This window comes from Arthrobacter sp. StoSoilB20, from assembly GCF_019977295.1.
Classification (GTDB): Bacteria; Actinomycetota; Actinomycetes; order Actinomycetales; family Micrococcaceae; genus Arthrobacter; species Arthrobacter nicotinovorans_A.
Genome location: NZ_AP024651.1, coordinates 1,937,961 through 1,961,751, shown reverse-complemented (window position 1 = coordinate 1,961,751; position 23,791 = coordinate 1,937,961). Strand labels below are relative to the sequence as shown.

Annotated in this window: 18 protein-coding genes; 8 read left to right on the top strand and 10 right to left on the bottom strand. The window is 61.5% G+C overall.

What is annotated here, in order from left to right; translation table 11 throughout:
• The first annotated feature begins 108 nt into the window (after nucleotides 1–108).
• Both LDN85_RS08830 and LDN85_RS08825 read left to right on the top strand, forming a co-directional pair.
• Nucleotides 109–462: a hypothetical protein gene (locus tag LDN85_RS08830; RefSeq protein ID WP_223945150.1), complete on the top strand. Its 354-nt coding sequence runs from the start codon at nucleotides 109–111 to the stop codon at nucleotides 460–462.
• A 135-nt stretch (nucleotides 463–597) separates the two neighbouring features.
• Entirely contained in the window at nucleotides 598–1,026 is a 429-nt protein-coding gene (locus tag LDN85_RS08825) for an OsmC family protein (protein ID WP_026540283.1), read from the top strand.
• 96 nt (nucleotides 1,027–1,122) lie between these two features.
• Here LDN85_RS08825 and LDN85_RS08820 read toward each other — a convergent pair whose 3' ends face one another.
• Nucleotides 1,123–4,626, bottom strand: a complete 3,504-nt coding sequence (locus tag LDN85_RS08820) for a S41 family peptidase (protein ID WP_223945149.1) — start codon at nucleotides 4,624–4,626, stop codon at nucleotides 1,123–1,125.
• An 85-nt stretch (nucleotides 4,627–4,711) separates the two neighbouring features.
• On the opposite strand from LDN85_RS08820, the gene LDN85_RS08815 reads away from it, so the two are divergent.
• Nucleotides 4,712–5,611, top strand: coding sequence for a TIGR01777 family oxidoreductase (locus tag LDN85_RS08815; RefSeq protein WP_223945148.1), 900 nt, complete (start codon nucleotides 4,712–4,714; stop codon nucleotides 5,609–5,611).
• A gap of 35 nt (nucleotides 5,612–5,646) precedes the next feature.
• On the opposite strand, the gene LDN85_RS08810 is transcribed toward LDN85_RS08815, so the two are convergent.
• On the bottom strand, nucleotides 5,647–7,443 hold the full coding sequence (locus tag LDN85_RS08810; RefSeq protein WP_223945442.1) for a serine/threonine-protein kinase: 1,797 nt from the start codon (nucleotides 7,441–7,443) through the stop codon (nucleotides 5,647–5,649).
• Between the two features lie 180 nt (nucleotides 7,444–7,623).
• On the opposite strand from LDN85_RS08810, the gene lipB reads away from it, so the two are divergent.
• The gene (gene lipB, locus LDN85_RS08805) at nucleotides 7,624–8,292 is read left to right on the top strand and encodes a lipoyl(octanoyl) transferase LipB (protein ID WP_026540280.1); all 669 of its coding nucleotides are present in this window, start codon (nucleotides 7,624–7,626) and stop codon (nucleotides 8,290–8,292) included.
• Nucleotides 8,289–9,308 carry a lipoyl synthase gene (gene lipA, locus LDN85_RS08800; RefSeq protein ID WP_223945147.1) on the top strand — a complete coding sequence of 340 codons (1,020 nt, stop codon included), beginning with the start codon at nucleotides 8,289–8,291 and terminating at the stop codon, nucleotides 9,306–9,308. Before lipB ends, lipA begins: the two co-directional genes overlap by 4 nt.
• Nucleotides 9,309–9,379: 71 nt before the next feature.
• Here lipA and LDN85_RS08795 read toward each other — a convergent pair whose 3' ends face one another.
• Genes LDN85_RS08795 through LDN85_RS08785 form a run of 3 tightly spaced genes read right to left on the bottom strand, consistent with a single transcriptional unit; the run spans nucleotide 9,380 to nucleotide 14,122 of the window.
• Nucleotides 9,380–10,237 (bottom strand): acyltransferase, encoded by an 858-nt coding sequence (locus LDN85_RS08795; protein ID WP_223945146.1) that lies wholly within the window; start codon nucleotides 10,235–10,237, stop codon nucleotides 9,380–9,382.
• On the bottom strand, nucleotides 10,221–12,095 hold the full coding sequence (locus LDN85_RS08790; protein WP_223945145.1) for a hypothetical protein: 1,875 nt from the start codon (nucleotides 12,093–12,095) through the stop codon (nucleotides 10,221–10,223). Before LDN85_RS08790 ends, LDN85_RS08795 begins: the two co-directional genes overlap by 17 nt.
• The gene (locus LDN85_RS08785) at nucleotides 12,095–14,122 is read right to left on the bottom strand and encodes a CDP-glycerol glycerophosphotransferase family protein (RefSeq protein ID WP_223945144.1); all 2,028 of its coding nucleotides are present in this window, start codon (nucleotides 14,120–14,122) and stop codon (nucleotides 12,095–12,097) included. The genes LDN85_RS08790 and LDN85_RS08785 overlap by 1 nt, the downstream gene beginning before the upstream one ends.
• 189 nt (nucleotides 14,123–14,311) lie before the next feature.
• Between LDN85_RS08785 and LDN85_RS08780 the strand changes: the two genes are divergently transcribed.
• The gene (locus LDN85_RS08780) at nucleotides 14,312–15,073 is read left to right on the top strand and encodes a DUF4191 domain-containing protein (protein ID WP_026542536.1); all 762 of its coding nucleotides are present in this window, start codon (nucleotides 14,312–14,314) and stop codon (nucleotides 15,071–15,073) included.
• 96 nt (nucleotides 15,074–15,169) lie between these two features.
• Here LDN85_RS08780 and LDN85_RS08775 read toward each other — a convergent pair whose 3' ends face one another.
• Complete coding sequence (locus tag LDN85_RS08775) at nucleotides 15,170–15,607, bottom strand: RDD family protein (protein WP_026542535.1); 438 nt, start codon at nucleotides 15,605–15,607, stop codon at nucleotides 15,170–15,172.
• A gap of 324 nt (nucleotides 15,608–15,931) precedes the next feature.
• Between LDN85_RS08775 and glnA the strand changes: the two genes are divergently transcribed.
• The gene (gene glnA, locus LDN85_RS08770) at nucleotides 15,932–17,356 is read left to right on the top strand and encodes a type I glutamate--ammonia ligase (protein WP_024820496.1); all 1,425 of its coding nucleotides are present in this window, start codon (nucleotides 15,932–15,934) and stop codon (nucleotides 17,354–17,356) included.
• Nucleotides 17,357–17,431: 75 nt separating this feature from the next.
• On the opposite strand, the gene LDN85_RS08765 is transcribed toward glnA, so the two are convergent.
• The 3 genes from LDN85_RS08765 to LDN85_RS08755 all read right to left on the bottom strand — a co-directional run bounded on the left by LDN85_RS08765 (nucleotide 17,432) and on the right by LDN85_RS08755 (nucleotide 19,234).
• Nucleotides 17,432–17,782, bottom strand: a complete 351-nt coding sequence (locus tag LDN85_RS08765; protein ID WP_223945143.1) for a hypothetical protein — start codon at nucleotides 17,780–17,782, stop codon at nucleotides 17,432–17,434.
• 612 nt (nucleotides 17,783–18,394) lie between these two features.
• Entirely contained in the window at nucleotides 18,395–18,610 is a 216-nt protein-coding gene (locus tag LDN85_RS08760; RefSeq protein ID WP_026542533.1) for a hypothetical protein, read from the bottom strand.
• A 54-nt stretch (nucleotides 18,611–18,664) separates the two neighbouring features.
• Nucleotides 18,665–19,234 (bottom strand): GNAT family N-acetyltransferase, encoded by a 570-nt coding sequence (locus LDN85_RS08755; RefSeq protein ID WP_223945142.1) that lies wholly within the window; start codon nucleotides 19,232–19,234, stop codon nucleotides 18,665–18,667.
• Between the two features lie 59 nt (nucleotides 19,235–19,293).
• On the opposite strand from LDN85_RS08755, the gene LDN85_RS08750 reads away from it, so the two are divergent.
• Nucleotides 19,294–20,781 (top strand): arylsulfatase, encoded by a 1,488-nt coding sequence (locus LDN85_RS08750; protein WP_223945141.1) that lies wholly within the window; start codon nucleotides 19,294–19,296, stop codon nucleotides 20,779–20,781.
• On the opposite strand, the gene LDN85_RS08745 is transcribed toward LDN85_RS08750, so the two are convergent.
• On the bottom strand, nucleotides 20,778–23,789 hold the full coding sequence (locus tag LDN85_RS08745) for a bifunctional [glutamine synthetase] adenylyltransferase/[glutamine synthetase]-adenylyl-L-tyrosine phosphorylase (protein WP_223945140.1): 3,012 nt from the start codon (nucleotides 23,787–23,789) through the stop codon (nucleotides 20,778–20,780). The genes LDN85_RS08750 and LDN85_RS08745 overlap by 4 nt on opposite strands.
• Between the last annotated feature and the right edge of the window lie 2 nt (nucleotides 23,790–23,791).

Below are 23,791 nucleotides of genomic sequence, written 5' to 3'. Positions count from 1 at the left end.
TTGGCATCAAGGGGCAGGTTACCGGGAAACCGGTGACCTGCCCCTTTGCTTTACCCACCCCGCGTGGCTTTGCTACGGGACGTAGAAGCAACTCGATAGGCTGGAGCCATGAGTATTCTCTTCAGCATTCTGGTGTTCTTGCACATCGTCGGCGCAGCCATGATCGTGGGCTACTGGATCGCCACCATCAAAGAGCCCACCGTCCACCCCCGCCAGCGCGATGGTGCTTTTCTCCAGCTCCTGACCGGCATCGCCATGATGGGGTTGTTCCCCTTGCTCCCTGACGCCGATCCCAACTATTTCAAGCTCGGGGTCAAGTTCGCCATTGGCGTGGCCGTCGCTGTCCTGGCCGTTATCGGCTCCCGGAAGGTCAAGAAGGGCGAAACTGTCTCCACTGGCCTGGCCCATGGCGTGGGCGGCCTGGCCTTGGTGAACATCGCCATCGCGACTCTCTGGAACTGATGCTTCGGCAGCTCCGGGTCACAATCCACTGTCAGCGGAATGTCCGTGCGGTCTCGCGGGCAAATCCCTAGGATGGGAACCGGTGGCACCCGCCTCAGGCTGGTTGCCGACTCACAACGACACCAAGGAGTGGACATGGCAGCAACACGCACCGCACACACGGTTTGGAACGGCAACCTGATCGAAGGCGCCGGCAACACGACGCTGGACAGCTCAGGCCTGGGAACATTCGATGTCACCTGGAAGGCACGTACCGAACAGTCCGGCGGCAAGACCAGCCCCGAAGAACTGATCGCAGCGGCACACTCCGCCTGCTTCTCCATGGCTTTCAGCCACGCCCTCGCGGGCGAAGGATTCACAGCTGAAGAAGTAAACACCAAGGCCGACGTCACGTTCGTTCCCGGCACTGGAATCACCGGCAGCCACCTGACCATGACCGCCAAGGTGCCTGGCCTTTCCGAAGAGGACTTCCGCCGCATCTCCGAGGACGCGAAGACCGGCTGCCCTGTTTCAGGCGCACTGGCCAGCATTGAGATCACCTTGGATGCCACGCTGACGGCCTAGCATCACCAGGTGCTCAAAAGCACCAGGGTTTCACAAGAAGAGCCCGCCGGCTTCCTGCAGGAAGCCGGCGGGCTCTTCTGTCTCGTCACCGCTGCTTCAGCCCTTCCGGGGCCGCGCGGGCAACGGCTCCGGACGGAGCTTTCGGTACCCCTCACGGAGTGGGGGCCTGTCGGTTGGCAGTTCCTGGATCATTTCCTTGAGTGCGCCAATACCGTACTCCAGCTGCGGATCCGAGCCGGCCGCATAGGCGTGCGGGGGGAAGAGCACCTCGATATCCGGCTCCACGCCCCGGTTTTCCACATCCCAGCCAATTCCGCCGCTGAACCAGGTAGCGTATCTGGGCTGCGTCACCCCGGTACCGTCGGCCAGGGCGAAGCGGTTGTCGATGCCCACGACGCCTCCCCAGGTTCGCGTACCGATCACCGGTCCAATGCCCCTGAGCTTGGATACCTGGGTGATGATGTCGCCATCAGATCCGGCAAATTCGTCGGCCAGAATGATCACCGGACCCCGCGGTGCATGATCGGGGTACGTTCGGGGCTTCTCGCCACGTGGCATGCTCCAGCCGGTGACCTTGCGGCCGATGAGCTCGGCTACCAGCTGGGAGGTATGCCCTCCACGATTACGCCGTACGTCCACGATGAGCCCGTCCAGGGCGGTTTCCGTATCCAGGTCGCGGTGAAGCTGGGCCCAGCCATTGGCCATCATGTCAGGGACGTGCAAGTAGCCGAACTTTCCGTCCGAGGCTTCGCGCACAGTGCGGCGGTTCGCCCGGACCCAGTCCTGGTACCGGAGCCGTTCTTCATCACGGACAGGAACCACAGCCACACGGCGCTGCGTGCCGGCGGCTTCGCCATGTCCTTCCCCGTTCAACAGGGTCAACTCCACTGTCCGGCCGGCCGCTCCCACCAACTGCATGGCCGGCGTCAAAGCCGCTGAAAGTTCGACGCCGTCAATCGCCAGGAGGACGTCACCGGCCTTCGCGTCCGCACCGGGCCGGGTCAAGGGCGACGTGGCCAGCGGGTCCGAGGACTCCCCCGCGAGAATCCGCGTGATCTCCCAACCCTTGGTGCCGAAGTGAAGCTCAGCCCCCAGGCGCCCTTGGCCGTTCCGGCCGGGCTCGGTGACGAGGGCCGGCTTGACGTAGGCGTGGGATGTACCAAGCTCACCGTGAATCTCCCACAGCAGGTCCACCAAGTCGTCGTGGGACCCGAGCCGGTCCACTATCGGGCGGTACCGTGTGTAGACGGAATCCCAATCCTGGCCTGCCATGTCTGCGGTCCAGAAGAAGTCCCGCTGGAGCCGCCACGCTTCCTCAAAGGCCTGTCCCCAGGCAGCAACGGGGTCCAGGATCACCCTGACCCTGTTCAGTTCCACTTTCACCAGGTCTCCGGACTCCTCGTCCACCTTGGTGTCGGAAGGCACAGAGGTGACCTGCTGGTCCAGGATGTACACAACACGCTTGAGATCGCCGGACAACCTGTAGCTGTCCACGGCTGTAACCAAAGTACTCTTTTTGCGCTTGGCGAGGTCATAGCGCACCAGTGCCGGCGCTGTCTTCTTGTCCGAGGGCGTACCCTTCCCTTCGCCGGTGACACCGGTTAGCTCCGTATCGAGCCACAGCAGGGCACCATCCGCCACGGCCAGCTGCGAGTAGTTCCCTTGAGGTACGGGCACAGTGATGACGCGGTGCGCAAGGCCCTCAGGGTCGACGCGCACGGCAGGTGCGCCGCCGTCGTCGGACGTTACCGAGGAGGCCGGGACATCCTCAAGCGTGTCGACGGACGGGCCGAAGGGTGAAGGGGTGTCTGCAGCCAAGGCGACCAGGTAGGGCTTAATGGGACTCGGGAACGACAGATCGAAGGAGTGGCCGTCGTAGACGGGGTCGAAGCTGCGGTTCGACAGGAAAGCGAGGAACTTCCCGTCAGGGGTGAACCTCGGCGATTCGTCGCAGAACCGGCCATCCGTCACGTCAATGATGCCTGTTTCGGTGTGAGCCGGGCGGGTGATACGGAGCTTGCTTCGAGAACCGAAGGCCGTCACTGGCTCGGACCAGGCAAGCCATTGGGAGTCGCCGGACCAAGCCAGTTGTTCAATGCTCCCCTCGCCCACGCTGACAACTTGGGTCAACGTGCCCTGCGAAGTATCAGCGACATAGACGTCACCGAAGGAGGTTCCCACTGCCAGCCATCGTCCGTCCGGGCTGGCTTCCACAGCGCTCGTGCGCGTGGGCGAAGGGAAATCAATCCGCACCTCGACGCCGTCTTCGGACGTATCAGGAGCTGCTGGTGCGTCCGTGGAGCTCACAGTGTCCGCAGAGGGCTCGGCCGGCAGGCCGTCGGACTGCCTGTCATCTGCCGGCGCGCCAGGCACTGGTGCTTGAGCAGGAGCATTCCCCTGCCCCAACACATTGGACGCGGATACCGGCTTGGGCAAGGGATCCGCTCCATTGACCGGCGCCGGCGAAGAAACAACTGCTTCGGGAACATCCACGACTGCCGACAAGCGCGATGCGATGCGCTTGATGTACAGGGCTTCGACCGCCCCATGGTCAGCGACGTAGGCGATCCGGCCGTCTGTGAGCGGACGCGGCAGGCGGGCGCGCACTCCCGGTGTCGCTTCCACTACACGGGAGGGGCCGTCCTTGTGCCGGAGCCAGTGCAGGGTGCCGTGCGATTCCACCGCACTGGCCGTCCCTGAAGCATTTGGAACGACATCGCCAAGGTGCGCGGCGACCTTCAGCGGTGCAGGACGGCGTGCCGGTGAAGCCGAGCCCAGGGTGATGTCCAGCTTGCTTGCCTCTGCGTCAGCCTCAAGTGAGGGAAGCACCCACAACTCGCCGGCCGATTCGAAGATGACCCGGCCGCCGTCCGTGCTGGCGTGCCTGACGTAGAAGTCCTCGTGATCGGTGTGGCGGCGCAAGCCTGAACCATCCGGAAGTGAGGAGTAGAGGTTACCGTACCCTTCGTGGTCCGAAAGGAACGCGATCCGTCCCTTGATCCACATGGGGTCGGTGAGGTTGCCGTCGAGCTGCGGCAAGAGGCGCTCGAATTCGCCGTTGCCGTCCGCATCGATCCACAGCTTGCCGGCAGTACCGCCCCGGTACCGCTTCCACCATGCCGGCTCACGCGAAAGGACGCTGGAAACCACCACCGGCTTCTCGTCGCCGATTTCAGGACCAAAGGCAACTGCCTCAACGGGACCAAAGGGAAGTTCGACGGCGGCACCCCCGTCCAGCGGCAGGCTGTAGGCATGCGTGTGGCGGCTTTCCGCTTGCTGGAAGGCGCTGGTCACCACTACGTTGCCCTTCGGCGTGAAACCCTTGACTTTCGTGGTGCTGTGGCCGAAGTACGTCAGCTGCCTGTAACCGCCGCCGTTGACGTCCGCCGTCACCACCTCAGGAGAGGTGCCCACGATCACCGTCCACACGAGTCGCGTTCCGTCGGGGGTGAACCGGGGGTTTCTGGCCGGCAGTTGCTGGGAAGAAACCCGCCAGGCGCGCCCACCGGAAAGGGGTGCGACCCAAACGTCGTCTTCGGCCACGAAAGTGACCAGATCGCCGTGCACATGCGGGAAACGGAGGTAGCTGGAGGAGGTCATTGTTCGATCATAGTCAAGAGGCGCCCACGCTCCGCCGCACCGACAGGCGTTTCCACCGCACACGTTTCCCATGGTGAGATGGGTCATGAGAATTGTGATGTCCGGCGCGTCGGGAATGATAGGAACAGCTCTAGCGGAGCACTTGACCGGCCACGGCCACGAGGTCATTCGGTTGGTGCGGAGGCCGGCCAAGGGCCCTGATGAGTGGACATGGGATCCGGCTGCCGGACACCTTGACGAAGCCGTCCTGGACACGGCGGAGGCAGTCATCAACCTTTCAGGAGCCGGAATCGGGGACCGCCCCTGGACCAAAAACCGGATCCAGGTCCTCCGGGATTCAAGACTGCAGGCCACCAGGACCCTGACCGCTGCCATGGGACGCCTTGGCACTCCGCCCGCTACCTTCATCAGCCAGTCGGCGTCCGGTTACTACGGCGCCTCCCGGGATGGCCTCTTGACCGAGGATTCAGGTCCGGGCTTTGGCGTACTGGGGAGTTTGTGTGTGGAGTGGGAACGAACAGCCCGGACAGCACCACAGGGTGTGAGGGTAGTAACCCCCAGGACAGGCGTAGTGCTCAGCACCTCCGGCGGCGCATTGGGCCCGCTCCTCCCGCTGCTCAAGGTTGGGCTGGGCGGGCCGTTCGGAAGCGGCCGGCAGTATTGGCCCTGGATCACGTTGGCCGACGAGGTGAGCGCACTGGCATTTCTCCTGGCCTCCGAGCTTGAAGGCCCGGTTAACGTTTGCGCCCCGGAAAGCGCAGATGTCAACACGATCGTGGCCGCGCTGGCCAAGGCTTACCACCGGCCAGCCTTCTTCCGCGTCCCCGGCCCCGCCCTGCGCCTGGTCTTGGGACGGCTTGCCGATGAACTGGTTTTGGCCAACCAGAAGATGGAACCCGCCCGGTTGTCGGAGGCCGGTTTCCAGTGGCAGCACCCCTCGCTCTCCGACGCCATGGCGTGGCTGACGCAAGACAAAGCACGCTGAATGTGCGGCTGCCGCGCTAGCCGCCGGCCGCGGGGCTAGCCGCCGGCCGCGGGGCCGGTAACTGCGGGCACGGGCGCTGCCGGTAGGGTGCCCGCCGGGCTGGAGCCAACGGCAAGGATCTCCCAAATCCACCAGCGCCCGGCCTCCCGTACAACACGCACGCTCAGTTCCTGCGGCGGACCGGAAGGCTGTGACCCGGCAACGGCACCGGCTGCGTTGCGTTCCTCATAGCCGGATGATGCAGCGGTGAGCGTGACCGCTGCGTGGCCCGACTCCGCAGACCCGGACACTTCCAGGATGGATAACGACGTGGAGAAACCGGCATACTTTGACCCCGATTCCCGTAGGTGGTCCGCCAGCAGACCGTCGGAAGCTTCAGCGGGTGATGCAGACGCATTCACCAAATCCAGCAAATCCAGCCGACCTTGGCTGAGTGCGATGTCGCGGATGGATGACAGCGTGGTTATGGCTATTGCCGGGTCTTCGGTGTGGAGGCCTTCAGCCAGTACTTGCGGCAGCGTTTCCGGCTGATCCGCGGATGCAGAGGTTTCCGGCTCCGGGGCCGGACTACCGGTTCCTGTTCCTGTTTCTGCTCCGGTTCCTGTTTCTGCTCCAGTTCGCTTGCCAGTTCCTGTTTCTGTTGGTTGAGGTTCCGCAGACAACTCCATACTTTGTTGCTGCGGGTAGTGCGACCATAAAATCCAGCCCACGCTTCCGAGCAGCAGCCCGGTGGCCAGGATGGCTGCGCCACCTCTGAACCTGCCGCCCCTGAGCCACCCCCCGCTGAACCAACCGCGACTGAACCCACCGCCTACGATCCGGGGCCCGCGGCCCCTTGCCTGAACTTCGCCCTTTGGTCCACGTTGGACGAACCTGAGCCACGAACGGATCCGGCTGGGTATCAGGGATTTACGGCGCGCGGACCGCTCCAAGGCCCGGCGCCGCGTCAGCAGTTCAGGAATCACTGAAGGATGGACGGCGCCGGACAAGTCCACAGGCTCGGGTGCCGCGCTTCGAAAAATGGCCATGGCCAGCTCCCTGGCTGTTGGCCGCAGCACCGGATTCACATCCAGGGCAGCCTCCAATGCGGCCACCAGCGACTTCGGAACATCCGGCACCACCAAAGACAACGGCGGACGAAGTTGCGTGGTTTCCGGGACCGAACCGGTCAGGCAATACCATCCGAGGGCGGCCAGTGAGTAGACATCGAGCTGCGGTTGGAGTTCCCGCATTGTGCCCATCTCCCCATCGGTCCCTGGAGTAACAGGACTGCCAGGACTGCCAGGGTTGCCAGGGCTGCCAGGATCCAAGAAACCGGGCGTTCCAACCAAAGGATCCTGCGGGGAACCGCCCACCACGGCGGCCATCCCGAGGTCTGCAAGCAGTGGTTTCCCCTCGGCAGTAAAGAGGACGTTCCCGGGCGCAACGTCACCATGTACGATCCCCTGTCCATGAAGGTAGGCCAATACCTGGGCGAGAGGGGTCAGAATGGTGACGGCTTCCCCCACAGTCAGCTTTCCGCGCCCAGCCATCAGGTTGGCCAGGGAGCCGCCAGCCGCGTAGTCCATGACGATTCCCAGCGTCCCTTCGGAGCCGCCTTCCAGCGGAACTGCCCCATGAACCCCAACCAGGTGCTGGTGCTTCAGGGCCGACAAGAGCCTCACCTCTTGGGACGCTTGCTCAAGCCCCCGGGGTCGCACCAATTGACTGCCTGGGTTGGCGCACTTGATCGCAAATCGGGCACCATCGCTGCTCCTGGTGAGGAGCCAAACAGTCGAAGTGCTGCCGCGGCCCAAGAATCGGGTTGTCTCATAACCCGGGGCGGACGGCATGCGGGCGGAGGGCGGATCCAGAGTTTCCATAGACAAGATCTACCGGAATCCGGGTTTTCCCGCAGAAGTTATCCACAGGCACCCCCTTGCCGCCATCTTGAACGCCACCGTCACTGGATGCGACTGAGAGCTTCGCCACAAAATCATGGCCTGCCTCCTGCTGGGTCTAAGCTTGAACCCATGACTCTTGAGTTTTCACAACTGGGTCTTGCCCCTGATTTCGTTGACTACATGCAGGGCTGGGACCTGCAGCGCGAGATCCACAACAAAGTTGTTGCGGGCGAGAAGAACAGCACCGTTTTGCTCCTGGAGCACGCTGCCGTCTACACGGCCGGCAAACTTACCGAAGATCACGAGCGGCCCTTTGACGGGACACCCGTTGTCCCCGTGGACCGCGGCGGAAAGCTGACGTGGCATGGTCCGGGGCAGCTGATCGCATACCCCATCCTCAAACTCAAGAACCGTGCCGGTATCCGCGATTATGTGGAGCGGCTCGAAGCCACCATGATCGCGGTGATGGCGGACTATGGCATCAACGCCGTGACCGTCAAAGGCCGGGCCGGTGTCTGGATTCTTGCCGATGACAAAGGTCCGGACCGCAAAATCGCCGCCATCGGCATCCGCGTCCTCGATGGCGTGACCATGCACGGTGTCGCCATCAACTGCAGCAACGACCTGTCCCCTTACGAACAGATCATTGCTTGCGGGATTACTGACGCCAGCGTCTCCACCATGTCGCTGGAAGCCGGCCGGACCATCAATCCAGCCGACATCGTTGACCGCTTCGTGGAAGAATTCCGCAAGCATGAAGAAGCACTCGTTTCCACCCACGAAGGAGCACTCCAGTGACCTTGGCACCTGAAGGCCGTAAGTTGCTGCGCGTTGAGCAGCGTAATGCGGCGGTCCCGGTTGAACGTAAGCCTGAGTGGATCAAGGCCAAGGTCCAGATGGGTCCTGAGTTTGTCCAGCTCAAGAACCTGGTGAAGAAGGAAGGCCTGCACACCGTGTGTGAAGAGGCCGGCTGCCCGAACATCTTTGAATGCTGGGAAGACAAGGAAGCGACGTTCCTGATCGGCGGGTCCGAGTGCACCCGGCGCTGTGATTTCTGCCAGATCGATACCGGCAAGCCCTCCCCGGTGGACATGTTCGAACCCACCAAGGTAGCCCGCAGCGTCCAGGCCATGCAGCTGCGCTACGCCACGGTGACCGGAGTGGCCCGTGATGACCTGGCCGATGAGGGCGTCTGGCTGTACGCCGAAACGGTCCGGAAGATCCACGAACTGAACCCCGGCACCGGGGTGGAGCTGCTGATCCCGGACTTCTCCGGCAAGCCTGAACACATCGCGGCGATCTGTGATTCCAAGCCTGAGGTGTTCGCGCACAATGTGGAGACCGTGCCGAGGATTTTCAAGCGGATCCGTCCGGCGTTCCGGTACGAAAGGTCCCTGGATGTCATCACGCAGGGCCGGGATCTGGGCATGGTGACCAAGTCCAACCTGATCCTGGGCATGGGCGAGACCCGCGAAGAAATTTCCGAGGCGCTGCGGGACCTGCACCAGGCCGGGTGTGACTTGATCACGATCACCCAGTACCTGCGCCCGTCCGAGCGGCACTTGCCGGTGGACCGGTGGGTCAAGCCGCAGGAGTTCGTGGACCTCCAGCACGAGGCCGAGGAGATCGGTTTCCTGGGTGTCATGTCGGGTCCGTTGGTGCGGTCCTCGTACCGGGCCGGGCGTTTGTGGGCCACCGCGATGCGGAAGAAAGGCCGGGACATCCCCGCCGAACTCGCCCACATCGCAGAAGGCATCCAGGACTCCGGCACCACCCGCCAGGAAGCCTCCACTATCCTCGCCGCCCACGGCTAGACAGACCCGCCCTAAGCCGCGCCGCCATTTCTGGCGGCGCGGCTTAGTCGTTTCCAATGGCTGAGTCGTTTCTAATCCAGGTAGAAGCGGTTCCGGGCACCCATGTGATCCAGTTGGAAACACCAGGCGGCACGGCCTATGCCGGAGGTCGCTGCCTCCAGGCCGCGTTCCAGGGTGGGTATGTCAATAACGTGTTCGTCCGGAGCGAAGATAAATTCGTCCCCGGCATGGACCAGGCTCTTTTTAGTCTGGCTTTCCGTATATCCGTGGACGGATGGGCGGGTCCAAAAGATCCCCTTGCTGACAATTCTGGCCGGTACGCCTGCAGCGGTCGCATTTGAAGGGACGTTCTTGGTAATCAACGCCCGGGCAGCAAGAATGCTACCGGAACCAACCTTCGCTCCCTTGAGGAGAAGGGTATCTTCCCCCAACCACACGTGGTCCCCTACCCAAATCGATTCGCTCGGATTGATGCGTTGGTGGTGCTCCACCGAGTAGATCAAATGAGGGTCGGCCGTTCGGAAAGCAACCCGTGATGAAAACATTGCATCCCGTCCGACGATCACATGCTTGCGTTCAGTGGGAAGGACGCGCGCTTCGGCCGTGAAGGTTGCGCCTGGCCCCAAGTAAAAAACGGATTCTTCGAACACGGTCACAATCAGCCTGAGGAAGCCATGGGACTTCCTTAGATGGATCACGGCGTCGTTGCCCAGAAAGCGGAGCCTGGTGTTGCGGAGCCTTGTTCCGTCCTCCACGAAAAGGACATTTCCGCTGCCGGCAAACTCCACACTTGATGATGTGAATTCGGAACCTGGTGTCTCTTTGAGATGCACCACATTGTCTTGAACCGCGGCGACGTCGGCGTAGGAGCGGATGATCTGGTTCTTTGGCGCTTGGGCACGGCTGGGTGAATCAGTGATGTCCTGCACCGGCCAACACCTCCTTGGAGTCGGCCTGCACAACACTGGCGTCCTCCCAATCGATGGCGGAAAGGACTTCGACGGCCTCGGGGTCTGCATCGGCATCGATCACAAGCAGCAACCGCCGCACCCCGGCAGCGATGACGAACCTCAAGGCTGCGATGTCCGCCAATGCCCAGCCATCGAGTGGTTGAACTACTGCCTTGAAGGCGGTCCGAGAGCTGCTGTCAGGGATGTCTGCAGTTACTGAATCTGTTGTGGCCGCGAAATGGATTTCCATGGTGTCGCCGTCACCGGCCAGGGCACGGCAGTCATAACGGAAGCGGGCGAGGGTGTCGCCGTCGAGTATTGCGTACTCTTGCGTGGTTTCTGTCTCAAGAGTCAGCGGCTGGAAACTAAGGCTCTTTTTCAGCACCCGGGTTCCTGGTTTGACCGCCGCAGGCAGAGCAGCCGTCCACGTGGTTCCACCGGGCGTCAGGGCAATGACCTCGGAGAGCTGATCGATGGGGTCGTAGGCGGGGCAAAGACTCTGCTCGCCTGCGGTGTACTTGACGAAATGGTAGGAGTGTTCCGTCATCAGCTGAAGGAACCGCGTTCGCCCTGAACTCCCGGCAACGAACCAGTTGGCCCCGGCGACCATGGAAGCTTCGGCGTCGATCCGGACCTGTACTTGTACGCTCTGGTCATATCGGAAAGTTCGCAATTCTTCGCAGGCGAACTCTTTGTCAATCGGGCCGCTGAGGAAGCTTCGCAAAATACACAACATGGCAGGCAGGGCGGACCTTGCGACGTCTGAGTGCCCGCCGTGGATGCGGTATTTGGAGAGATTGGGTATATCGGATGCCAGTTCGATCAGTGAGTGATTGCTCAGCTCATCGGAATTCGTATAGAAGTAGTCAATCCTGCGTCCTTCCGCCAAGTACCTGCGGAGCCGCTCCTCTGGTTGTTCGACTTCGCGCAGAGCGGGATTCTGCAAGAGGTTGTCCCTGAAAAACGGCTTATTGAAGTAATACGGCAGGTTCATTTGCGGGACAGCCAGCAGCAACGCGGCCCGGGGATAATTCTCCGCGTAGTGGATGGCAATGGAACCACCCTTGGAAGCTCCGAAGAACAGCATCTCCTGGGCATCTATGTTGAACCGGCTCCGGAGTCCTTCAATAGCTCCCCCAACCCTGCTGTCCAGAGGTCTTCCCGAGTTGTCCACCATCATGTAGGAACCCGCCACCAGGTAACGGTCTTGGAAGCACACCATCAGGGTCTCTTGCAGGTCCACCTCAGTGAGGTCCTTAAGGTAGCTGACCGCATAGGAAATCCGCGTTGTTGAGGGGCCGAATCCCGGAAAGGTGATGAGCATTTTCTTCGGGTTTTTCGTGTTTCCCCGCAGGGAGTAAAACACGTCCCCGTGCTGCTCCACGCCGTACCGCTCGTCGTAGGCGAGCTGCTGTTGGGTGGTGAATGCTCCGCGCCCGATTTTCAATTCATATGGCACGTCGATATCGATCGTGAAGCGGGAGGGGTCCTCCGACGTGACCATGATGTTGCGGTATTCCAGAGGAAAGCCGCGGGCCGGAGGCTCAACCTGGTTTCCGTAGACTACTTTCCCATCCTGAAGGAGCCGGAACTGATGCCCCTTCCAAGCCTCCCAATTGCCCAGGGTCAGTTTCGCAAAGTAGACCCCCTGCGGGAGGCTCTCGGAGGCAACCCGGCGTATTCTTCCCTCCAGGCCTCTTGCCTTAATGATGCGCCGCACGGGCGAATCAGCGCGGGTCGCCAGGACTGCCCTGGCGACCTCCAGGCCGGCAGGCGAGTAGGCTGCCGCGCGGCCTGCTTTGGTGATGCTCCTTCTGAAGCCATGAACCAACGCCATCAGAGACTCAACATCCTTTCGACGATCTTTTCATTGATGCGTCCTGGATCCACGCCTTCAAAGAATCGTTCCCGGCGCCCGATGTACTCAGGATCGGTGACAGTGAATTCCTCCCGGACGATGTAATTGATCAACCCGGCGTGCTCATGGAACACCGGGCCCAGCCCCTCGTCGGCGTAGTCCAGACGGCTTTCATAGGGTTGGTCGTTGAAGAAGTCGGCTGCGTCCCAGTGGTAGTAGGCGATCGGTGTGCCCACGAATGCTGCGTCAAGGGCTGCTGAGCTGTAGTCGGTCACTACCAACTCGGCGGCACGGATCGCTTCCCGATAGCTCAATTCCGACTTCACGATGCGATCTGTGAACCTGAACTGACCGGCACGCTTTTCCACATTCGGATGCAGCTTCACGTGCATTATCCGGTCAGTTTCCTCAAGGAACTTCAGGAGGGCGTGGTCCGACAGCAACGCGTCAATGGCTTGGAAATAGCTCGACTGGACAAAGTGCTCGGTGGAGGACTGGTGCAGGTTGAAGCGCCACGTTGGCATAAAGAGAAGATGCTGTTGCCCGAGGGTGTCGCGGTTCAAGGACTCGTAACGGGGCAATCCACTGTTCAGCGTTTCAATGGGGGCAAGTTTTTCCATGTATTCGGCCTCGATCCTGCCCGTGGCAATGAAGACATCGAAATACTTGGAGAGCACCCAGTCGGACATGTCATTGAGTTGGATTCCATGCTGAAGGTAGACAAAACGCGAGTTGGCGAAGGACTTGCCCCGATACCTGATGCTGTAGATCTGGGAGGAGACGACGAGGTCCGATACAAGGAATTTCTCGTAGAACTCCTTGGTGAAGATTGAGATCAGCTTGAAGCCCTTGGCTTGAAGCCGATCCCAATCAGGCGACTTGGGGTTGATTGCGAAGTACGCTTGGTCGAACTCGGGGTGCTTTGCCGTGAAGTACTCGTACAAGTGCTCTGCGTTGTCATCTGCCTGAAAGGGCCGGTCGAAGAAGAGGATGGTCGAGGAAGGACGGATCGGCCGGTTATAGAAGTTGTAACTGCCGGGCCTGGCATGGCCGGACCTGAGATTGCGTGCCCGGTAGCACTTGTTGATGGTCAGGATTTCCTGGTCGAACAGCAACTCATACAGGGGCACCTCCCCGGCGCCGCCGTCATCGGTATTGGGGCGAAAAACCAGGTAGGCGTCCTTGGTGCTCAATTGCTTGAAGAACTGCTTGCCGTCTGCCGGGTCGTCCAGCCAACGGATCCACGCGGCTTCGAAAGGCTGCAAGGTCTCCACCATGGCCAGAAGTTCCATCAGTTCGAAACCGCGGATGAGGTCCCTCAAGTGGTTCAGGGAAATGGACGTCGCCTTCTGTCCCCGGATGCCCCTGAGAAACAGAGAAACGTAGCGCAGAACCTGCAGTCGGATTTCCTTGGAAGGAAGGGGCATCACCGGCATCAGGCGGCTGGCCTCTGCAGAAACCCTGAGGCCGGTTGCAGCCTTGGTGTCCGAGGCTGTAGAGAAACCCGTGATAAGTGGCCTGACCTTGGCTATGGACCAGTACATCCGGTAGCTGGTGTATATGGCTGAACGATCCACATCCCCAAGCGCCTCCAGGGCATCGGACAATCTCCTGGTGTTGAAAGCACTGCCAAAGACATCGGTGTCGCGGGCGTAGTTGTAAGTGTCATCGAGCTTGGTTCCAGCCACATTCTTGGGGATGGGCCCTGTGTAGATGACAGGCTCCGCGAGATAGACAGTGCGCGACTTGAGGTACTCAAAGATCGTGGCGACGTAGTTCGCGGACAACAGGTGGGAAGTTCTCATAAAGATGACGTACTTGCTGTCGATTTCCCGGCAAAGCCTGGCAATGACGGGCGTTGTCAAGGACTCGGCCACATGGAGGACGGCGAAGTGGGATTCAAGCCGCAAGCGTGCAGCAATCAGTCGCCGGTACATGACTGACTCGCGGTCGAGTTGTCCGGTTTCCTCAAGGACGATGGTGAGCAGTGGCGGCAAATCGGGCATGTGGTTCCTATGGGGATCGAACGGGGAAATGCGCAGTATCGAGTCACTCCGGCGCTTGGGAGTCACTTAAACGAAGTGACATGGCGGGCTGGATCATGACGAAGAAATCAAAAATGAATCGATGGCGCTCCGGCGCAGTTCCCCAAGGCGTCCGGTGTCCGGGCATGGATCACGTAGAATTAAGGCACTATGGCGAACTCCCCTGATTCCAGCAAATCGACCCCCTCGGCCGACGCCCCCAAGCGTGGGCTGTTCCAGCGCAAGCCCAAGGAAGCCAAGGCAAAGAAGCCCAGCCAACTGAAGCAGATCGCTGAAGTCTTCAAAATGACCCGGCGGAATGATCCCCAGGTTGTATGGATCATGGTGCTGGCATTCCTTGCTGTGGTGGCGGTCGCATTCCTGGTCGGCTTCCTCCTGGAGAACTGGGTCACCGGCCTGATCATTGGTATTCCACTGGGTCTTTTGGCGGCGGTCTTCATCCTTTCCCGAAGGGCCGAGAAAGCCGCCTTCGCGCAGATCGAGAACCAGCCCGGCGCCTCCGGCGCAGCCCTGGGAACCCTTCGCCGCGGTTGGGTCACCCAGGACCAGCCCGTAGCTGTCAACCCCCGCACACAGGACGCCGTCTTCATGGCGATAGGCCGCCCCGGTGTAGTACTTGTCAGCGAGGGACCCACCCACCGCGTCAAGCCCCTCGTGGATGCAGAGCGCAAGCGCCTCGCCCGCATCCTCCCGAACGTCACCATCCACGTTCTGGAATCCGGGCGCGGAGAAGGCCAGGTGCCGCTGAACAAGCTGGCGAAGACCATGGGCAAGCTCAAGAACGAGCTCACCAAAATTGAGGTCAATGCCGTGAGCAAGCGCATCAACTCGCTGGGAAACCGCCTGCCGATTCCCAAGGGCATCGACCCCTACAAGGCCCGCCCTGACCGCAAGGCCGCACGCGGACGCTGACATTCTTCCTGGCAACAAAAATACTGCCCAACAAAAAACCGCCGCTCCCGATCCGGGCGCAGCGGTTTTTTGTTGGCTTTGTTCAGGGAGGAAACCCTACATCCGGATAAGGATCGTGTTCATGGCTTTGTCGTGGAGGCCACGCTGGTCGGGATCAAAGACAACTGCCGGTATGACCAAGCACAAAAGAATTGTCCGGACCAGCGCGGCCACGGGGCCTGCCGGGCCACCTCCCAGGCGGACCACATGGATCCCAACGATCCGGTGCCCGATGCTGTAGCCCAAGGTGCCAATCAAAAGAATCTGCTCGGCAGCAAAAACTGCCAGCGTTGCCCATTGGTTTCCCCCAAAGGCAAAATTGCTGATGACCAACGCGATGGTCCAATCCACCATGATGGCCAGGATGCGGCGACCGGCGCGGGCGGTGGAGCCTGGGCCCGATTCGGGCAGCCCAAGCCTCTCGCCGGGGTATTTTGAGATTCCTGAAGTGTCCGGACCACTGAGCCAGGAGCCTATGTCTTTTCGATCAACCACCCCTCAAGCCTAACTGCTGGCATGCCTGCTGTCCGACTCACAGCGGCTTCAGCAAGGGACCGGCGGCGGTGTTCAGGCGGCTGCAGTGTTCGCCCACCGGACCCGCTTGGACCAGAGACGGTGAAGCCGACTACCGTTTACACAACAGATGATTCTGTAACCTGCCGGAAACAATACTGACACCCCCGGGAAATCCCATCTCCCTATGGTGGTATGAGTTGCCAGCCACCACTGCAAGGGGATGTTTTGTGTCTCCGGAGCTTTGGCATGGGCTGCACCACGCGGCCTTCCGGGCCTGTTACTTGATATGCATAAGGAGCATAGATGTTCAAGACTGCGGACGAAGTCCTCAAGTTCATCAAAGACGAAGACGTCAAATTCGTCGATATCCGCTTCACCGACCTTCCTGGTGTCCAGCAGCACTTCAATGTGCCGGCCAAGAGCGTCGACCTCGATTTCTTCGTCCACGGCCAGCTCTTCGACGGATCTTCCATCCGCGGCTTCCAGGGCATCGCCGAATCCGACATGCAGCTCATCCCGGATGTGACCTCGGCTTTCATCGACACCTTCCGCATCGAGAAGACACTCGCGCTGAACTTCTCCATCGTGAACCCCCGCACCGGTGATCCTTACCACCGCGATCCCCGTGGCGTAGCTGAGAAGGCTGAAGCGTACCTGGCATCCACCGGCATCGCCGATACCGCGTTCTTCGCTCCCGAAGCCGAGTTCTTCGTCTTCGACAACATCCAGTACGAGTCCTCCCCGCAGGGCAGCTTCTACAAGATCGACTCTGAAGAAGCCCACTGGAACACTGGCCGCAAGGAAGAGGGCGGCAACCTCGGTTACAAGACTCCGGTCAAGGGCGGTTACTTCCCGGTCTCCCCCACTGACAAGCAGGCCGACCTCCGCGATGCCATGTGCATCGAGCTGGACAAGGCAGGCCTCGAAGTTGAGCGCTCCCACCACGAGGTTGGATCCGCCGGCCAGGCTGAGATCAACTACAAGTTCACCACCCTGACCGCGGCTGCTGATGATCTGCAGAAGTTCAAGTACATCATCAAGAACACAGCAGATGCTTGGGGCAAGTCCGTTACCTTCATGCCGAAGCCTGTCTTCGGTGACAACGGCTCGGGCATGCACTGCCACCAGTCGCTGTGGAGCAACGGCGATCCCCTGTTCTATGACGAAAAGGGCTACGCAGGCCTCTCGGACATGGCCCGCTGGTACATCGGCGGCTTGCTGAAGCACTCCTCCGCGGTCCTGGCATTCACCAACCCGACGGTCAACTCCTACCGCCGCTTGGTCAAGGGCTTCGAAGCCCCCGTAAACATGGTTTACTCGCAGGGCAACCGCTCCGCAGGCATCCGCATCCCCATCACGGGCACCAACCCGAAGGCCAAGCGCATCGAGTTCCGCGCTCCGGACCCCTCCTCCAACCCGTACCTGGCGTTCGCCGCGCAGCTGATGGCCGGCATTGACGGTATCCGCAACCGCATCGAGCCGCCGGCACCGATCGACAAGGACCTCTACGAGCTCCCCGCCGAGGAAGCCAAGGACATCCCCAAGGCGCCGGGCTCCCTGGAAGAAGCCCTCGAGGCCCTTCGCGAGGACAACGAGTTCCTCCAGGCCGGTGGCGTCTTCACCCAGGACCTCATCGATACTTGGATCGACTACAAGTACGAGAACGAGATCCGCCCGCTGTCTCTGCGCCCGAACCCCTACGAGTTCGAGCTCTACTACGGCGTCTAAGCTCCACCACACGCATTAACAAAGGCGATCCCCGGCCCATACGGACCGGGGATCGTTTCTTGGTGCAGTCGCAGACTACTCAGTCTTATCCTGATCGCGTTCGCGGATATTCCTGGCGATTTCGTCCAGTTTCTCCTTCACGAACCCGGCCGCTTCCGAAAGACCCTTCTCAGCGCTGCCGAGCGGATCAAGCTGAAGGTAGACCTTGTGATCTATGGTGAGGTCGTATTCGTCCTTGAGGTGGGTGCCGCCACCCACTCCTGCGAGCGATAAGTAGACCAGCGCTTCAGTTCGCGCAATGCCCGCGATGGTTCCGAAGACCACAGTGAAGTCATTGGGCTGAAAGCTCACGGACTGACCCACGTGGCGCCGGTCCAACTCCCCGGCTGTTAAGGTCTTCTCTGTCGAACTTCCGTTGTATTCCATGGACTTTTCCTCTGCCTGGAGAACAGTGACAGAAGAAGTCTATAAGGATACTTAGCGTCTGCGCAGCTTGATGCACAGCGGCGACACTACCCGAAGCATGAGCGCCTGCACAGGGAAGCGATCAGTGCTGGGTTCTTGGCGATTGTCCGGATTCTTCCGGTGCCGCACAGTCGGCGCAGAACACCGTGTCGGTTTCTTCGCCGCAGCACTGGCAGCGATGGAGCAGGGCCGCTGGTTCAACCACATACGTTGTCATAGCCACCATGCTGCCTTTGCAGGAACAGTGGGGTCACGAGTAGCGTGTACTCGTTTTTTCCTTGCCGGGCGCGGAGACTACTTGGTTTGCCGGAAACGGCAGTCCCTCGCGCCCTGGATTTCCCGCTCCCGCGGAGGCCTCACACACTCCGTCGTCAGAGAAGGTGGCGAAGCAGCGCCGGCAGGCAAAGGTACCCGCCCGCCCGTAACGCGATGACCAGTGCGGCCCCGCCTGCGCGCAGCGGAAACAGCACGTGGTGGAGAAAGCTGCACCGTCCGGATCCACCATGCTTGTCACGGGAGCATCCTAAAGGACAGCGGGCAGTGCGGACCAGCCCCCTTCGCTCCGGACCCGCTCTATTGTTTTCCGTACTTCTTATGCACAGCCTGCTTGCTCACGCCAAGGCAAAGGGCTATCGCCTCCCACGACAACCCGGATTGCCTGGCCGCGCGAACCAGGGACGCCTCGCGCCGACCCACTTCCTTCTGAAGTTCCGCCACGGCATACAGTGCCTCAGCCGGGCCCATTCCATCCATCGATCCCACCAGTGTCTTCATCCGGTCCACCTCCATATCGTCAACGTTAGTTGACGACCTGCGTAGCGTCAACCGTAGTTGACACCCGAATCACGTAAAAGCCCGGTACATGATGCGCTGCGGGCCGGAACCGCCTCCCTCATACCTGCCGACATCACCGAAGCCCGCCTTGGAGTAAGCAGCCTGGCCAGCCGGATTGCGCTCGTTAACGGAAAGCACGACGCCGGCCTGGCCGCCTCCCAGCCGTCCCGTCAGCTTTCGAGCTTCCTCCACAGCCGCGCGCGCGGCCCGTGTTCCCAAGCCTCGCCCTTGGCTTCGCGAGTCAATCAGGAAGCCCCTGAGAAGCCACACAGAATCGTCGTCGGACCAACCTGCCAACCGGGCGGCACCGGATTGGAGGGTCAGCGCGCCAACAGCGATGCCCCCGGACTCGATGACATACGGCATGCGGGACTCTTCCTCCAGGGCTATCAGCATCATCCGGAGAGGGTCACCGACGAATGCCCGCTGCGGCTCCTCGACGGCCAGTCCGGCGACGGAACCGAGTTGGATGGCCCGTGCGTCATCGTCCAGGAGTTTGAGCGGGATCAGCCAAACGTCACCGACATCGATGTGATCACTCACGCTCGAAAACGGATCTCCTGAGTCATATTCGAGCATTTTGCGGGGTCTTCCTACTAGGGTTGTCACATCAGTTCCCTACGTCGAAGGAACCTTCCATGGGCCGGCCGAACGTCATTCTGATCTGTGTGGATGAGTGGAGGGGCGACTGCCTGTCCTCTGACGGTCATCCCTACGTCGAAACACCCCATCTCGACGAACTCGCCCGTAGCGGCGTGCGGTTCTCCAAAGGCTACTCTGCTACACCTTCCTGTGTTCCTGCCCGGGCGGCCCTGTTTACCGGCCAGTCCCAGGAACGGCACGGCCGGGTGGGGTACAACGACGGCGTACCCTTCCATGCAGTCCACCCGGTGACAGTACAGGACGAGTTCAGAAAGGGCGGCTACCACACACAGGCGATCGGCAAGATGCATGTATGGCCGGAACGCTCCAGGCTCGGCTTCGATGACGTGATCCTCCATGACGGCTACCTTCACCACGCACGGCGGGAACATCGGCAGCACTTCGCCATGTTTGACGACTACGTGCCGTGGCTTAGAAAGCAGCCAGGAGCCGGTCCGGACGCCGAGTATTTCGATCACGGCGTAAACTGCAACTCGATCGTCGCCCGGCCGTGGGATAAAGCCGAAAACCTTCACCCCACGCATTGGATCGGAACGCAGGCCATCGAGTGGATGCACCGCCGTGACCCGGTGAAGCCCTTCTTCCTCTACCTCTCCTTCCACCGTCCGCACCCACCGTACGATCCGCCGTCGTGGGCGTTTGAGCAGTACCTCGGCATACCGGACTACGAACCAGTGCTGGGCAACTGGGAACACCACTGGGACGAGCACCGGAAGGATGGCGACTACCAAGCGAGCTATGGCCGCATGCCGGACCACGTGGTCCACCGGGCCAGGGCAGGCTACTACGGGCTGATGGCGCAGATCGACCTGCAGATCAACCGGATCAGGGAGTCGTTGGCGGACTTCGGGCTGGATGGCAATACGGTGATCGCCTTCACCAGTGACCACGGTGAAATGATGGGCGACCACCGGATGTTCCGCAAAGCGGTCCCCTACGAGGGGTCTGCACGGATTCCCTTCATCATCGCCAACGCCCCGGCAGCAAGGGACGCTGCACGCGGAGCCGTGGTGGACCACGTGGTGGAACTGCGCGACATCATGCCCACGCTGCTGGACCTGGCCGGGCTGCCCATCCCGGACTCGGTGGACGGCAAGTCCCTTGCCCCGCTGGTGCGTGGGCAGGATACCGGGGCCGTCCGGCAGGTCCTGCACGGTGAACACCTCTACTGGGGGCAGAACCTGCATTGGCTGACCGATGGCCATCACAAGTACATCTGGGGTTCCGGGAAGGGCACAGAAGAACTGTTCAACCTCGACGCCGATCCCCAGGAACGATTCAACCTCGCCGAAGACCCCGCACACCACCACCAACTGCGACTATGGCGCGGACGGATGGTGGAAACACTCCAGGACCGGGAGGAGGGTTACGTAGCCGACGGCGCGCTGGTTCCCGGCGTGCCGGTGGTCGCCATGCTGCGGCATGCCCGTGAAAAGGCCCAGGCCGCACTGCCCATGGGCTAATTGCCGTAGAACACCTTCTCGAACACACCCCTGGCCCGCCGGCTCAGCCGCAGGTAGTCCTCTTCGAACTGGCCCGCATGTCCGGGAGCATACCCACACCATCGCGCTGCAGCTTCAAGGTCTTTCCGGGATGAGGGCAGGAGGTCCGAAGCCCGTCCGGTGACGATCACATTCGCTGAACGGATCCGGCTGGCAAAGCTCCACGCGTCCCGCAGAAGTGCGGCGTCATCGTGACTGATGAAGTCCAGCTTTTCCGCCGCTTCGAGGGCTTCAAGGGTGGAAGTGGTGCGGAGTTCCACATGCTTGCCTGCGTGCTGCAGTTGAAGCAACTGGACCAGCCATTCGACGTCACTGAGCCCACCGCGTCCAAGCTTGACGTGACGCGCAGGATCAGCGCCACGTGGCAGCCGCTCTGATTCAACGCGTGCCTTGATCCGACGGACTTCCCGGACATCCTGTTCCGCCAGTTCCCGGGGGTAGCGGATCGGATCGATGAGCTTGAGGAAATCGGCAGCCAGCTCGTCGGAACCAGCCATGGGGCGCGCCCGCAGCAGTGCCTGGGCCTCCCAGATCAGCGACCAGCGGCGGTAGTACTCCGAATACGACTCCAGCGAGCGGACCATTGCGCCGTTCTTTCCCTCTGGCCGCAGGTCCGCGTCTACCATGAGGACCCTTTCGGCCATGATCGCCGGCTTGAGTGGCTGGGTGAGGAAGCTGGAAACTTTGGCGACGATCGCCGTCGCCTGCTCCTGGGCTTCTGCCTCGGAAAACCCGGGCCGGGCACGATGCACGTAGATGACGTCCGCGTCCGAGCCGTAGCCGATCTCCCGTCCCCCCTGACGCCCCATGGCCACCACCAGGACATCCGTTTTGAGTGGTCCATCGGAGGCAATCACGGCTTCCGCCACGTGCAATGCCCCTAGAACGGCGGCACGATCCGTCTCGGCCAAAGCAAGTCCCACTGCATCCTGGTCCAGCAATCCGGAGCTGTCGGCAATCGCTGTCCGCAGGATTTCGCGGCGCCGGATCAAGCGGATGAGCCTCATGGCACTTTCGGGATCCGGGTGCCGGGACAGCTTGGACTGGATTTCCTGCCATTGGGCTTCGAAGCTGATGGGCACCAGCTCTTTGTCGCTGCCCAGCCAGGCCACGGATTCCGGGGAAACTTCCAACAGATCCGAGATCAACCGGGAATTAGCCAACACCTGGCACAGGCGTTCTGCCGCGGCTTGGGAATCCCTCAACAGGCCCAGGTACCAGTGAGTGGTTCCCAAAGCCTCACTGACCCTGCGGAAAGCAAGCAGGCCGGCGTCAGGGTCCACGCCATCAGCGAGCCAGCCCAGCAGGATCGGCAGAAGCTGCCGCTGCAAGGCAGCCCGCCGGCTGACCCCCGCTGTCAGCGCTTCAATGTGCCGCATGGCTCCCTGCGGATCCGAGTAGCCCAGGGCCGCAAGCCGGCCCTGGGCTGCCTCGGGGCTGAGCTTGGCGTCTTCGCTGCTGAGCTTGGCCGCAGTATTGAGCAGGGGGCGGTAGAAAATCCGCTCGTGAAGCTCCCGCACGGATTTTTTGGTTTTCTGCCAGGTGGCCATCAGCTGGTCAGGGTGGGGCCGCTCCATGGAGAAGGGTCCCAGGACAGCTTTGGCAAGGAACCGCTGGGCATCCTCCGTGACAGGCATAAGGTGGGTACGGCGCAGCTGGAAAAGCTGGATCCGGTGCTCCAGCAGGCGGAGGTAGCGGTAGGCGTTGTCGAAAGCGGCTGCATCCGTGCGGCCAATGTAGCCTCCAGCGGACAGTGCGGCTATGGCCGAAGTGGTGTCCTTGCACCGGAGCGACTCGTCGGATTTACCATGGACCAGCTGCAGCAGCTGGACAGTGAACTCCACATCGCGGAGGCCGCCCCGTCCCAGCTTGATCTGGCGTTGCTCTTCGGCTGCCGGAATGTAGTCGGTTACCCTTCGCCGCATCGCCTGGACCGATTCGACGAACCCCTCGCGTCCCGCCGAGGCCCACACCAAGGGTTCAACTGCCTTCTCATAGCGCTGGCCCAGTTCCCGGTCACCTGCGATGGTCCTCGCCTTGAGCAGCGCCTGGAACTCCCAGCTTTCGGCCCAGCGTGCGTAGTAGCTCAGGTGCGAGGGCAGGGTACGGACGAGTGGCCCGGACTTTCCCTCCGGACGAAGGTTGGCATCGACTTCCCACAGCCCGGGCTCTGGTGCCGACGAGGAGATTGCCCGGGATATTCCCGATGCCAGTGCCGTGCCGATGGTCGATGCCCGGGCGTCTTCCAGCTCACCGGCCTCAATAACGTAAATGACATCGACGTCGGAAATGTAGTTCAGTTCACGGGCGCCGCATTTACCCATGCCCATGACGGCAAGGCCGACGTCGGCGATCTCGGCGGCAGCATACTGTCCAGCGGCTTCGGCCCGCGAGACGGCCAAGGCGGCCTCAATGGCGGCACCGGCGAGGTCGGCCAATTCGGCCCCGACAGAGGGCATGAAGTCCTGGGGTGAGGCAGCACAGAGATCCTTGATGGCCAACTCAGTCAGCCCCCGGCGATAAGCACTCCTCAGGGCCGCATAGGCAGGCATCCCGGTCATCCCCGCCACTGGGCGCAGGGCTCCAGGTTCGGCTTTCACGGATCGGAGCAGCATTGCCCGGAGTTCCTCGCTGGAGGCCTGGAGAGGCTCCGGGCTGACGCGGACATCAAAGACGTCCAAGTGCTCGGGCCGGCGCATGAGGAACTCCCCCAGTGCCTCTGAAGCGCCGAGCAGGCGGTACATGGGCTCGCTGCTGTCCTGGTCCGCCGCAGCCAGTTTCTTCAGCCCGGGGTTTTTCTCGAGAAGCCGGACCAATGACTGGAGGGCGGTGTCCGGGCTCGCCGACATGGAGAGCCCGGCAAAGAGCGATTCCTGGTCAATCCCCTCAAGTTCGGGGGCTGCAAGGAACCGTTCGGCTTTTTCGAGATCACTGAAACCGGCTGAAATGAGCCGACGTGCGAGGCTCACTG